General features: G+C 64.5%; 12 protein-coding genes and 2 rRNA genes. 5 read left to right on the forward strand and 9 right to left on the reverse strand.

Annotated features, from left to right (window positions below):
* Positions 1-111 precede the first annotated feature (111 nt).
* Together MLG_RS01655 and rrf are read left to right on the forward strand one after the other, a co-directional pair.
* Positions 112-3001 (forward strand): 23S ribosomal RNA (locus MLG_RS01655).
* 127 nt (positions 3002-3128) lie between these two features.
* Positions 3129-3245 (forward strand): 5S ribosomal RNA (gene rrf / locus MLG_RS01660).
* 201 nt (positions 3246-3446) lie between these two features.
* Here rrf and MLG_RS01665 read toward each other — a convergent pair.
* The 3 genes from MLG_RS01665 to MLG_RS15520 form a co-directional block, all read right to left on the reverse strand.
* Complete coding sequence (locus tag MLG_RS01665; RefSeq protein WP_011628078.1) at positions 3447-4802, reverse strand: TrpB-like pyridoxal phosphate-dependent enzyme; 1356 nt, start codon at positions 4800-4802, stop codon at positions 3447-3449.
* Positions 4803-4891: 89 nt separating this feature from the next.
* Positions 4892-5566, reverse strand: coding sequence for an OmpA family protein (locus tag MLG_RS01670; RefSeq protein ID WP_011628079.1), 675 nt, complete (start codon positions 5564-5566; stop codon positions 4892-4894).
* Positions 5567-5590: 24 nt separating this feature from the next.
* Positions 5591-5758 carry a hypothetical protein gene (locus tag MLG_RS15520; protein WP_011628080.1) on the reverse strand — a complete coding sequence of 56 codons (168 nt, stop codon included), beginning with the start codon at positions 5756-5758 and terminating at the stop codon, positions 5591-5593.
* Positions 5759-5881: 123 nt separating this feature from the next.
* Here MLG_RS15520 and MLG_RS01680 point away from each other — a divergent pair, with 123 nt between their 5' ends.
* Positions 5882-6124 carry a sulfurtransferase TusA family protein gene (locus MLG_RS01680; RefSeq protein WP_011628081.1) on the forward strand — a complete coding sequence of 81 codons (243 nt, stop codon included), beginning with the start codon at positions 5882-5884 and terminating at the stop codon, positions 6122-6124.
* A gap of 52 nt (positions 6125-6176) precedes the next feature.
* On the opposite strand, the gene MLG_RS01685 is transcribed toward MLG_RS01680, so the two are convergent.
* The gene (locus tag MLG_RS01685; RefSeq protein ID WP_011628082.1) at positions 6177-6542 is read right to left on the reverse strand and encodes a phasin family protein; all 366 of its coding nucleotides are present in this window, start codon (positions 6540-6542) and stop codon (positions 6177-6179) included.
* 142 nt (positions 6543-6684) lie between these two features.
* Complete coding sequence (sohB, locus tag MLG_RS01690) at positions 6685-7683, reverse strand: protease SohB (protein ID WP_011628083.1); 999 nt, start codon at positions 7681-7683, stop codon at positions 6685-6687.
* A 79-nt stretch (positions 7684-7762) separates the two neighbouring features.
* On the opposite strand from sohB, the gene MLG_RS01695 reads away from it, so the two are divergent.
* The gene (locus MLG_RS01695; protein WP_049753503.1) at positions 7763-8032 is read left to right on the forward strand and encodes a hypothetical protein; all 270 of its coding nucleotides are present in this window, start codon (positions 7763-7765) and stop codon (positions 8030-8032) included.
* Positions 8033-8131: 99 nt separating this feature from the next.
* Positions 8132-9250, forward strand: a complete 1119-nt coding sequence (gene zapE / locus MLG_RS01700; protein ID WP_011628085.1) for a cell division protein ZapE — start codon at positions 8132-8134, stop codon at positions 9248-9250.
* A 24-nt stretch (positions 9251-9274) separates the two neighbouring features.
* Here zapE and MLG_RS01705 read toward each other — a convergent pair whose 3' ends face one another.
* The 4 genes from MLG_RS01705 to metX form a co-directional block, all read right to left on the reverse strand.
* On the reverse strand, positions 9275-10198 hold the full coding sequence (locus MLG_RS01705; protein WP_011628086.1) for a histone deacetylase family protein: 924 nt from the start codon (positions 10196-10198) through the stop codon (positions 9275-9277).
* 19 nt (positions 10199-10217) lie between these two features.
* Complete coding sequence (locus MLG_RS01710; RefSeq protein ID WP_011628087.1) at positions 10218-10925, reverse strand: spermine/spermidine synthase domain-containing protein; 708 nt, start codon at positions 10923-10925, stop codon at positions 10218-10220.
* Between the two features lie 111 nt (positions 10926-11036).
* Positions 11037-11645: a methionine biosynthesis protein MetW gene (gene metW, locus MLG_RS01715; protein ID WP_011628088.1), complete on the reverse strand. Its 609-nt coding sequence runs from the start codon at positions 11643-11645 to the stop codon at positions 11037-11039.
* Entirely contained in the window at positions 11642-12796 is a 1155-nt protein-coding gene (metX, locus tag MLG_RS01720) for a homoserine O-succinyltransferase MetX (protein WP_011628089.1), read from the reverse strand. Before metX ends, metW begins: the two co-directional genes overlap by 4 nt.
* Between the last annotated feature and the right edge of the window lie 43 nt (positions 12797-12839).

The raw sequence follows: 12839 nt of genomic DNA on the forward strand, positions 1-12839 counted from the left end.
TTGACCGTCAAACGAGAAAGCACAGCATCGTCGTCTAGGATGCTGTGTGAGGCATGTCAGTTGTTCGTGGAGCCAGCGCCCATGTAGCCCTCAGACTGGTTGGGGTTATATGGTCAAGCGGTTAAGCGCACACGGTGGATGCCTAGGCGGTAGGAGGCGATGAAGGACGTGGTAGCCTGCGATAAGCCTCGGGGAGCTGGCAAACAAGCTTTGATCCGGGGATTTCCGAATGGGGCAACCCAATCACCTTTTGGGTGATTATCGTGCACTGAATTCATAGGTGTACGAGGCGAACCCGGGGAACTGAAACATCTAAGTACCCGGAGGAAAAGAAATCAACCGAGATTCCCTGAGTAGCGGCGAGCGAAAGGGGATTAGCCCTTAAGCATTCGGTGTTCTAGCGGAGCGATCTGGGAAGGTCGGCCATAGAAGGTTATAGCCCTGTACGCGAAAGGGCGCCGAGTGTGAAATCGAGTAGGCCGGGACACGTGTTATCCTGGTTGAATATGGGGGGACCATCCTCCAAGGCTAAATACTCCCTACCGACCGATAGCGAACCAGTACCGTGAGGGAAAGGTGAAAAGAACCCCGGAGAGGGGAGTGAAATAGAACCTGAAACCGTGTGCGTACAAGCAGTGGGAGCCCGCAAGGGTGACTGCGTACCTTTTGTATAATGGGTCAGCGACTTACTTTCAGTGGCAAGGTTAACCGTGTAGGGAAGCCGTAGGGAAACCGAGTCTTAACCGGCGCCATAGTCTCTGGAAGTAGACCCGAAACCGGGCGAGCTACCCATGGCCAGGGTGAAGGCGAGGTAATACTCGCTGGAGGCCCGAACCCACTAACGTTGAAAAGTTAGGGGATGAGCTGTGGGTAGGAGTGAAAGGCTAAACAAGCCCGGAGATAGCTGGTTCTCCCCGAAAGCTATTTAGGTAGCGCCTCGTGTCTCACTCCCGGGGGTAGAGCACTGTTTCGGCTAGGGGGGCTTCCGAGCTTTACCAAACCGATGCAAACTCCGAATACCGGGAAGTGCAATCACGGGAGACACACAGCGGGTGATAACGTTCGTTGTGGAGAGGGAAACAACCCAGACCGCCAGCTAAGGTCCCGAAATCGTGGCTAAGTGGGAAACGATGTGGGAAGGCAGAGACAGCCAGGAGGTTGGCTTAGAAGCAGCCATCCTTTAAAGAAAGCGTAATAGCTCACTGGTCTAGTCGGCCCGCGCGGAAGATTCAACGGGGCTAAGTCACGTACCGAAGCTGCGGATGCAAGCTTGCTTGCATGGTAGGGGAGCGTTCCGTACGCCGACGAAGGCGGACTCGCGAGAGCCGCTGGAGGTATCGGAAGTGCGAATGCTGACATGAGTAACGATAATGAGGGTGAAAAACCCTCACGCCGAAAGCCCAAGGTTTCCTGCGCAACGTTAATCGGCGCAGGGTGAGTCGGCCCCTAAGGCGAGACCGAAAGGTGTAGTCGATGGGAAACGGGTTAATATTCCCGTACCAACTGTTACTGCGATGGGGGGACGGAGAAGGCTAGGTCATCCGGGCGTTGGTTGTCCCGGTGCAAGCGTGTAGGCAGAGCGGCCAGGCAAATCCGGTCGTTCAATGCCGAGGCGTGATGCCGAGTGCCCAAGGGCGCGAAGTGATTGATGCCAGGCTCCCAGGAAAAGCCTCTAAGCTTCAGGTAGCCGTTGACCGTACCGCAAACCGACACAGGTGGGCAGGGTGAGAATCCCAAGGCGCTTGAGAGAACTCGGGTGAAGGAACTAGGCAAAATGGTACCGTAACTTCGGGAGAAGGTACGCCCCTGGTAGGTGAAGGCCCTTGCGGCTGGAGCTGACGGGGGTTGCAGTGACCAGGTGGCTGCGACTGTTTACTAAAAACACAGCACTCTGCAAACGCGTAAGCGGACGTATAGGGTGTGACGCCTGCCCGGTGCCGGAAGGTTAAGTGATGGGGTTAGTCTTCGGACGAAGCTCTTGATCGAAGCCCCGGTAAACGGCGGCCGTAACTATAACGGTCCTAAGGTAGCGAAATTCCTTGTCGGGTAAGTTCCGACCTGCACGAATGGCGTAACGATGGCCACACTGTCTCCACCCGAGACTCAGTGAAATTGAAATCGCTGTGAAGATGCAGCGTACCCGCGGCTAGACGGAAAGACCCCGTGAACCTTTACTACAACTTCGCACTGGACTTTGAGCCTGCTTGTGCAGGATAGGTGGGAGGCTTTGAAACCGGGACGCCAGTTCTGGTGGAGCCGACCTTGAGATACCACCCTGGCATGCTTGAGGTTCTAACCTCGGCCCGTGATCCGGGTCAGGGACAGTGTGTGGTGGGTAGTTTGACTGGGGCGGTCTCCTCCCAAAGAGTAACGGAGGAGTGCGAAGGTACCCTCAGCGCGGTCGGAAATCGCGCGTAGAGTATAAAGGCATAAGGGTGCCTGACTGCGAGACTGACACGTCGAGCAGGGGCGAAAGCCGGCCTTAGTGATCCGGTGGTTCTGTATGGAAGGGCCATCGCTCAACGGATAAAAGGTACTCCGGGGATAACAGGCTGATTCCTCCCAAGAGTCCACATCGACGGAGGAGTTTGGCACCTCGATGTCGGCTCATCACATCCTGGGGCTGTAGCAGGTCCCAAGGGTACGGCTGTTCGCCGTTTAAAGTGGTACGCGAGCTGGGTTTAGAACGTCGTGAGACAGTTCGGTCCCTATCTGCCGTGGGCGTCGGAGGTTTGAGGGAAGCTGCTCCTAGTACGAGAGGACCGGAGTGGACGCACCTCTGGTGTTCCGGTTGTCACGCCAGTGGCACTGCCGGGTAGCTATGTGCGGACGGGATAACCGCTGAAAGCATCTAAGCGGGAAGCCCCTCCCAAGATGAGACCTCCCTGGGGACTCGATCCCCCTGAAGGGCCGTGGAAGACGACCACGTTGATAGGCCGGGTGTGGAAGCGCAGCAATGCGTGAAGCTAACCGGTACTAATTGCCCGTGAGGCTTGGCCATATAACCCCAAATGGTTTGGGGTGAGCGCCAGGCCAACCATCAACGACCGACATGCCTCAAATCGGCCCTGACGGCCAATCCAGACACACGCGTGCGGCCCGCCAAGAAGGCCTCATGCACCGCTTCGCCTGGCGAACATAGCGAGCGGGAACCACCCGATCCCATCCCGAACTCGGTAGTGAAACTGCTCAGCGCCAATGATAGTGCGGCCTCGCTGTCGTGCGAAAGTAGGTCATCGCCAGGCTCCTACACCAAAGCCCCTGTCCATACATCGGACAGGGGCTTTTTTTATGCGCCCGTTTCGCGCTCAACGCTGAAGCTGCGCGTCGCGGAGAATGAGCGTGGGCAGGGAAGCGATGGGGCGGGCTGAAGGAGGCCCCGGCCCTCAGAAGGGGCCAGGGGCCAAGGTAGGCTTAGGCGCTGGGGCTGGCAAGGGCCGGTGACGCTAACCCTCGACCTTCGGCAGGTTCGCCTTGGCCGTCTCCAGGGCCTCAGTGGGGTAGTCCATATCCTCCAGCTCACCGGCGAAATAGCGGTCGTAGGCGGACATATCGAAGTGGCCGTGGCCGGAGAGGGTGAACAAAATGGTGCGCTCCCGCCCCTCCTCCCGGGCCTGCACCGCCTCATCCACGGCGGCGCGGATGGCGTGCGCCGACTCCGGCGCCGGGATGATCCCCTGGGTCCGGGCGAAGAGCACCCCGGCCTGGAAGGTGGCGGTCTGGTGGACCGAGCGTGCCTCGAGCACACCGTCGTGGTAGAGCTGGGAGACCAGCGCGGAGTCGCCATGGTAGCGCAGCCCGCCGGCGTGGATGCCCGGGGGCATGAAGTCGTGGCCCAGGGTGTACATCTTCATCATCGGCGTCAGGCCGACACTGTCGCCGTAGTCATAGGCGAAGTGGCCGCGGGTCAGGGTTGGACAGGAGGCCGGCTCCACCGCTACCAGCCGCAGGTCACGGCCGGCGGCCTTGTCGGCCAGGAAGGGGAACATGATCCCGCCGACGTTGGAGCCGCCGCCGCAGGGGGCAAAGACCACGTCCGGGTAGTCGCCGGCGATCTCCATCTGGCGCTTGGCCTCCAGGCCGATCACCGTCTGATGGAGCAGGACATGGTTGAGCACCGAGCCCAGAGCGTAGTTGGTGTCGCCCCGGGAGGCGGCCTCCTCGACCGCCTCGGAGATGGCCATGCCCAAAGAGCCGTTGGAGTCCGGGTCCTGCGCCAGGGCGTCGCGCCCGGCCTGGGTGTGGTTGGAGGGGCTGGGAATGACCTCGCCGCCCCAGGTCTCCATCATGGAGCGGCGGTAGGGTTTCTGCTCGTAGCTGATACGCACCATGTAGATGCGTACGTCCAGGCCAAACATCTGTCCGGCCAGCGCCAGAGAGGAGCCCCACTGGCCCGCGCCGGTCTCCGTGGTCAGCCGCTTGATACCAGCTTCGGCGTTGTAGTAGGCCTGGGCCACCGCGGAATTGGGTTTGTGGGAGCCGGCCGGGCTCACCCCCTCGTACTTGAAGTAGATCTTCGCCGGGGTATTCAGTGCCTGCTCCAGGCGCCGGGCCCGGATCAACGGTGAGGGCCGCCACAGGGTCAGGGCCTCACGGACCGGCTCCGGGATGGGGATCCAACGCTCGCTGCTGGTCTCCTGCTCGATGATGGCCGGCGGGAAGATGGCCTCCATGGCGGCGCCGGTGATCGGCTTGCCGTCCGGCCCCAGGTAGGGTTGCGGCGGCGTCGGCATGTCCGGAATGACGTTGTACCAGTGACGGGGGATGTCCGATTCGGGCAGGTAGATCTTGGTATCGCTCACGGCAAACCCTGTGTGCACCTGGGCCGCACGTCCGGCGGCGTGGGTGGGAGGCTGCCGTGGCGGTCACAGCCGCCACGGCGTGGTGAATGTTACTGGGTGATCGGGAGGAAGGTGATCTCCACCCGGCGGTTCTGCTGGCGCCCTTCCTCGGTCTGGTTGCTGGCGATGGGCCGCTCCTCACCAAAGCCGACGGCGATCATGCGCATCTCGGCCACGTCCCGGCCGACCAGGTAGCGGGCCACGGTCTGTGCGCGCCGTTCCGAGAGGCGCTGGTTGTATTCCGCAGGGCCGGTGCTGTCGGTATGACCGGCCACCTCGATCATGGTCTGGTCGAATTCATTGGCCACAATGGCCACGGAGTCCAGCACCTCGAAGAAATCGGAGCGCAGGTCCGCGCTGTCGAAGGCGAACGTGACATGGCCGGGCATGTTGAGGATAACGTTTTCGCCGTCCCGGGTGACGCTCACCCCGGTGCCGCGGAGCCGCTGGCGCAGTTCTTCGGCCTGGCGATCCATGTAGCCGCCGACAGCGGCGCCGCTGAGCGCACCGATGCCGGCGCCAATCAGCGCCCGCCGCCGCCGGTCCCGGGAGTCGCTGCCGGTGAGCGCGCCGGCGGCCGCGCCAGCGGCGGCGCCAATCCCTGCCCCCAGGGTGGCCCGCGCGGTACGCTCTTCGCCAGTGTAGGGGTCCAGGGTGGTGCAGCCGGCGAGGGCCAAGGCGAGGGCAATGGCCAGGGCCAGTAGCAGCCGATAGGGTGTGTTCATGGGAGTGCTCCCTTGATGACGGCGTCAGTCTTTGCCGTAGGGGTTGTCGATCACGTCCATCCAGCGGTCATGGGCCTCGTCGGCCTGTTTTCGCCACTGCTCGACCTGCTCTTGCTGGTATTGCCGGCGCAGCTCCTTATCGGTGACGGAGCGCGGGTCGTTGCCGGTATCTCGTTGCTTTAACGGGCTCATCGGGAAATCCCTGTCGCGGTTGTTTCGGAGCGATTCGCGGGGCCTGGGCGGGCCCGCGCGCTTGACGCACTCAGTGGGATTGTAACAATAAGCCTCCACCGGCGGCGACTGGAAAAACGCGACGTGGACTACGACGAGCAATTGGATGTCCGGGGCCTGAGCTGCCCCATGCCGATACTCAAGACCAAGCGGCGGCTGGTCACCCTGTCACCGGGCCAGGTGCTCTGGGTGCGGGCCACCGATCCCCATGCACCGGTGGACTTCATGGCCTACACCGAGCGCAGCAACCATGAGCTGTTGAGGCAGGAAGAGACGGCGGGCGAGTTTCAGTTCTGGATTCGTCGCGGGGAGGATGATCGGGGGTAGGGGGCGACAGGATGGACCGGCCGCAAGGGCCGGCCCGTGACCCGGTACCGGTTCAGGCCGACTTGCGGCTGGTGGCCTTGGTGGCGGTCTCCTGCAGGGTGGAGACGTTCTCCTTGCTGACTTCCTGCAGCTCCTTGCCAAACTGCTCGCCCATGGCGGCCAGCGTCTTGGCGTCATCGGTAAGCTGCTGGGAGAGGGTGCTGGCCAGCTTGGTCTGCTCGTTCATAAAGCTCTGCAGGCCCTTGCTGTCGTTGACCTCCAACGCGGCCCGCATCTGCTTGATGCCCAAATCGGCGTAGCTGCGCGCGCGATCCAGCTGGAAGGAGACCAACTTCTCGGTGTTGTCCAGCATCAGCGCGTTCAGCTTGCGCACCGGGCTCATCATTTCCTGCATCTGGTTCATCATCTGGTCTTGCATGATCGTTCCCCGACGTTGCCTGTGGTTTGAAGTGCAGAGGGCTCATTGCGAGCCTTACTGCATTGCAATATAGCACGGGATTGCTGCACTGCAACGTCATTCCGCCTGGGGTTTTTCTCCTTTTTCCTGAGTGACTTAGTCGTCATCTCAGCCGCTGCAGCCGGCTGCCGAGGGCGCCCTGCGCGGCCTTGAGCCAGCGTTGGCCGAAGGGTTCCCGGTGCCGGTAACGGAGCTGAACCAGCCGGTGATCGTCCCGGCGCCGCAGCAGCCAGTCGTCGCTGGTGCCCAGTTCGTCCACCAGCCCGAGCCCCAGGGCCTCCTCGGCCAGCCAGTACTCCCCGGTGGCGACCTGGTCCAGGTCGAGCGCTGGCCGGTAGCGCTGGATGAAGCCCTTGAAATGGCGGTGGACGCTCTCCAGGTCCTGCCGGAACTTTTCCCGCGCCTCGTCCGTGTTCTCGCCGAAAAGGCTAAGGGTGCGCTTCCACTCGCCGGCGGTATGCTGCTCGAAGTCGATGTCATGCCGGCGCAGGAAGCGGTTGAAGTTGGGCAGCGCGCCGATCACCCCGATCGAACCGACCACCGCGAAGGGGGCGGCGACGATCCGGTCGGCGACACAGGCCATCAGATAGCCGCCGCTGGCGGCCACGCGGTCGATGCTCACGGTCAGCGGGATGCCGGCCTCGCGCAGGCGGGCCAGTTGCGATGCGGCCAGGCCATAGCCGGGCACGGTACCGCCCTGGCTGTCCAGGCGCAGGAGCACCGCGTCCCGCTCCGCCCGGGCCATGCTGAGGATGGCGGTCACCTCCTCACGCAGGGTCTGGGCGCGGCTGGCCCGCATATCGCCGACAAAGTCGAGGACGTAGACCCGGGGCCTCTCGGGGTCGTCGCGGCGGCGCCGGGCGCGGGCGGCCTTGCGGGCATAGCGGCGTGCCGCCCGCTGTCCCTCGGTGGCGGCCAGTACGCTCTGATCGAGCTGGTGATAGTGGCGGTTAAGGGGCCGCGCTGTGAGTTGTCCGCCGTCGATCCCCGGTGGACGTTCCCAGCGCAGGCTGTTGAGGATCATGCCGACGGCCGCGACCACCAGGGCGACCACAGTGAGCCCCTTGGCGAGAAAGAGCAGGTATTCCTCCAGGCCGGCCATGTGCTACCCCTTATACTGATTGCCGCCAAATGAGTCAGTGCACCTCAGTGGGAGTATACGGGCGATGGAGCCGGAAGGAATGATGCCGTCCTCTGCGGCGGTGTGTTATCGCGGTGAGCGCTACTACACCCTGCGCCAGTTGGACGAGCACCTGGGCGCGCCCAAGGGTACGAGTTTCCGCCGCTTCCGCCGGGCCGGCCTGGTGGAGGGCCGGGACTTCCTGCAACTGGACCCGGAGCAGGACGCGCAACTGCTGGCGCGGCTGGCCGAGGAGGGACGGGCCTACCCGGCGCCGGCCCGCGTGCTGCTGATCCGTGCCGGCGCCTGCGCCCGGGTGCTCAACCGGTAACGGGACCACCGGGGGGCGAGCCACCTCGGGGGCGCTCCTTAACCCACCCGCATTGTGCGATAATCGCGCCACTTCGGAGCCGCAGGAGCGAGATGCCGCATGACGCCCCGCGAACGTTACCAGCAGGATCTGGATCAGGGCCTGATCAGCCCGGACGCCGCTCAGGCCGAGGCAGTCGAGGCCCTCCAGGCGCTCCACCAGGCGCTGATCGACGCCCCGCCGCGGCCCCGGCCCGAACCCGCCGGCGGGGTCAGGGGGCTGCTTCGCCGGGTGCGGCGTGGGGCACCGGAGCCCGTGGAGCCGGTGACCGGGCTCTACCTTTGGGGCGGGGTGGGGCGCGGCAAGACCTACCTGGTGGACAGCTTCTTCGAGACCCTGCCCTTCGAGGAGAAGCGGCGGATGCATTTCCACCGTTTCATGCACGCCGTCCACGACGAGCTCAAGGGGCTGCGCGACGAGCAGGATCCCCTGGAGCGGGTGGCGGATCGCTTCGCCGGACGGGCCCGGGTGCTCTGTTTCGATGAGTTCTTCGTCAGCGACATTGCCGATGCGATGATTCTCGGCGGCTTGTTGCAGGCCCTCTTTGCCCGGGGCGTGACCCTGGTGGCCACCTCCAACATCCCGCCGGACGAGCTCTACAAGGACGGGCTGCAGCGGGCCCGCTTCCTGCCCGCCATCGAACAGATCAAGCGCCACACCCGGGTCATGAATGTGGATGGCGGCGTCGACTACCGGTTGCGCTTTCTCGAGCGCGCGGAGATCTACCATTGGCCGCTGGATGCCGAGGCGGATGAGGTGCTCGCCGATGACTTCGAGCATGTGGCGCCGGAGCCCGGTAGCCGTGGTGAGTCACTGGAAGTGGAGGGGCGTTGGATCCCCACCCGGCGGATGGCGGACGGCGTGGTGTGGTTCGATTTCGCGGCGATCTGCGACGGCCCCCGAAGCCAAACCGATTACATCGAATTGGCGCGGACCTTTCATACCGTGATCATCTCCGGGGTGCCGGTGTTCGACCGTTTCCGGGACGATCAGGCCCGCCGTTTCATAAGCCTGGTGGACGAGTTCTACGACCGGGGCGTCAAGCTCATCCTCTCCGCCGAGGCGCCGGCGGAGCGGCTCTATCAGGGCAAGCGGCTGAGTTTCGCCTTCGAGCGCACGGTCAGCCGGCTCCAGGAGATGCAGTCGCACGACTATCTGGCGGCGCCGCACCAACCCTGAGGCCCGGCGCGACGGTGGGGGCGCTCAGGTCATCAGTGCTTCCACATGGGCGCGGGCGCAACGGCCCACCGCGTTCAGGCTGTACCCCCCCTCCAGCGCCGAGACCACCTTGCCGTCACAGTACTTGCGGGCGATGGCCACCAGCTCCCTTGTGGCCCAGGCAAAGTCGGTTTCGTCCAGCCGCAGGGTGGCCAGGGGGTCGGAGCGGTGGGCGTCGAAGCCGGCGGAGATCATCACCAGCTGCGGCTTGTACCGGTGCAGCTCCGGCAGGATGCGTTCCTCGAACTGGAAGCGGAACATCTCGGAGCCGTCACCATCCTCCAGGGTCGCGTTGCGGATGTTGCCCTGACCGGTTTCGGAGGGATCGCCGGTACCCGGGAACAGCGGTGCCTGGTGGGTGGAGAGGTAGTACATCTTCGGGTTGCGCTCAGCTATGGTCTGGGTGCCATTGCCATGGTGGACATCGAAGTCCATGATCGCCACCCGCTCCAGGCCGTGCGCCGCGATAGCGTGGGCCGCGCCCACGGCGATGTTATTGAAGAAACAAAAGCCCATCGCCTGGTTGGGTTCGGCGTGGTGGCCGGGCGGGCGCACCGCGCAAAAGGCGTTCTGCGCCTGGCCGCCGACCACCGCATCCACCGCATGGCAGACGGCCCCGGCCGCCCGCAGCGCCGCCTCGCCGGTGGCCGGGCAGACCACGGTGTCGCTGTCGATGAAGGCCTGGCCCTGTTCGGGGATCCGGGCGAGGATGTCGCGCACGTAGTCCGGGTCGTGTACCCGGTTGAGCTGTTCCACCTCGGCGCGCGGCGCCGGCTCACGGATCAGGAACTCGAAGGTGGACGACTGCAGCGCTGTCAGGATGGTCTGCAGTCGGGCGATGCTTTCCGGGTGCCCTGGGCCGGTATCGTGCTCCAGGCAGGCCGGGTGGGTGATGAGCCAGGTCGTCATGCCTCTCCTCCTGCGACCGTCATGCCCCAAGGCGGGGGTGTCGGGCCCATGCGAAGACCCAATCCACATCATAGGACGGGATGGAGACTGTGGTGTCTTCCCAGGTCCGGAAACGTCGTGCCAGCCCCTGGCGGATCTCCTCGCGCAGGGCGGGTTCATTGGCCCCGCAGCACTGCATGCTGAAGGTGCCGCCGGGGCGCAGCCGCCGACCGGCGTGCGCCAGCACTTGGTCGATAAAGCGGGTGCGGCTCTGGTCCGGGCTGAAGGGCTCCATGGTCAGATCGTAGATGATGCCGTCGTACTCGTCTTCCCGGTGCAGCCAGGCGAGGGCGTCATCCACCACCACCCGCGCCTGGGGGGCATCGAAGGCATCGCCGCAAAGTTGGGGCAAGTAGCGGCGGCAGAGATCGATGACGGCCCGGTCGATGTCCACCAGAATAGCTTCGCGGGCGCCGCGGCTGATGGCCTCGCGCAGCACCCCGCCGTCGCCCCCGCCCAGGATCAGCACCCGGCCCAGGCTGCCGTGCCGGGCGAGCGGGTCCACCATGGCCTGGTTGTAGGGCTGGTCGGCCTCGGAGATCTGCAGATCGTCGTCCAGGTAGAGCAGCCGGCCGTAGTCCGGGTCCTCGGCGATGACGATATGCTGGAAGTCCGAATGCCGGTCCTCCAGCACTTGCTGGTTGTGCTGGATATATTCTGGGGTTGTGGGTCGAAGCGGTGTTGCCAAGCCTGCCTCCCATGATCCGGGGTGGCCGGGGGGCGGGGATGCCCCGGCACGCCACTGATGCGGGTTTGCCCTCATGATATCAGAGCGTCCGGTGGCCCGGTTGCCCCCGGCTCAGCGGGCAGCCTGGCGGATGCGGTAGAGGGCCACGTCCCCAAGCAGGTTGGGGAATTGCCGCATCAGCGCGTTGTCGTGCATCGCCTGATCGGTGACGTGGCGCTCCAGGATCTCGATTCCGCGCTCGGCACACAGGGCCTCGAAATCGCGCACGGTGCACAGGTGGATGTTGGGGGTGTTGTACCAGGTGTGCGGCAGCGTCCGGCTTATGGGCATGCGCCCGTGGAAGCCTAGGTAAAGTCGCATGCGCCAGTTGCCGAAATTGGGGAAGGTGACAATGCCCTCGCGGCCGACCCGCAGCATCTCCTGGAGCAGCTCATCCGGGTAGTGCACCGCCTGCAGCGTCTGGGTCATCAGCACATAGTCAAAGGCCTGGTCCTTGAAATCCGACAGGCCCTTGTCCAGGTCCGCCTGGATGACGCTCACCCCCTTCTCCAGGCAGGCGACGATCTTGCGCGGCTCGATCTCCAGGCCGTAGCCGGTGACCTCACGCTCGCCCGCCAGGTGCGCCAGCAGGGTGCCGTCGCCGCAGCCCAGATCGAGGATGCGGCTGCCGGGGGCGATCCAATCGCTGATGATGGCCAGGTCCGGTCTCAGTGCGCTCATGCCCCCACCTCCCGGGCAATGCCCTGCATGTAGGCCCTGAAGGCCTCGGTGTAGACCGGGATGGGCTTCAGGAAGGCATCGTGGCCCTGGCTGGTCTCCACCTCCAGGTAGCTGATCGGCTTTTGGTTGTCCTCCAGGGCCCGGACGATCTCCCGTGAGCGCTCCGGCGGGAAACGCCAGTCGCTGCTGAAGGAGATGAGCAGGAAGCGCGCCTGCACATGGGCCAGGGCCGCCGACAGGTCGTGGTCGTACTCCGCGGCCGGGTCGAAGTAGTCCAGCACCTTGGTCATCAGCAGATAGGTGTTGGCGTCAAAGCGGTCGACGAAGGAGCGGCCCTGGTAGCGCAGGTAGCTCTCCACCTCGAACTCCACATCGAAGTTGAACTTGTAGCGCCCGCCGTCCGCCCGCAGATCACGGCCGAATTTGTCGCGCATGGCGTCATCGGAAAGGTAGGTGATGTGGCCGAGCATGCGGGCCAGCGCCAGACCGCGGCGCGGTACCGTGTGGTGCTCGTAGTAGCGGCCGCCGTGGAACTCCGGATCGGTGAGGATGGCCTGGCGGGCCACCTCGTTGAAGCCGATGTTCTGCGCCGAGAGCCGTGGCGCGACAGCAATGGCCACCACGTGGCCGAGCCGGTCCGGATAGTCGATGGCCCATTGAATGGCCTGCATGCCCCCCAGGCTGCCACCGACCACCGCCGCCCAGCGCTCGATGCCGAGGGCGTCCGCCAGGCGGGCCTGGCTGTGGACCCAGTCGCGCACCGTCACCAGGGGGAAGTCCGGGCCGTAGGGGCGGTGGGTTTCCGGGTTGATGCTGCTGGGCCCGGTGCTGCCGTGGCAGCCCCCCAGGTTGTTGCAGCAGACCACATAGAAGCGGTCGGTATCGATGGGTTTGCCTGGCCCCACGCAGGCCTCCCACCAGCCCGGCTTGCGGTCCTCCTCGCTGTGGTAGCCGGCCGCGTGGTGACTGCCCGAGAGCGCGTGGCAGATCAGGATGGCGTTGCTGCGTTCGGCATTGAGCTCACCGTAGGTCTCGTAGACCAGGTCGTAGGCCGGCAACGAGCGCCCGCAGTCCAGCGGCAGCGGCTCGTCGAAGTGCAGGCTGTGTTGCTCCACAATGCCGACCGAGTCGGCGGGCAGGTGCTTAGGCATCGGCTCCCGGAATAATCTTGTTTTATCAGAACCTACCGAGTCT

Origin of the sequence: Alkalilimnicola ehrlichii MLHE-1 (genome assembly GCF_000014785.1) — a bacterium.
Lineage (GTDB): Bacteria > Pseudomonadota > Gammaproteobacteria > Nitrococcales > Halorhodospiraceae > Alkalilimnicola > Alkalilimnicola ehrlichii.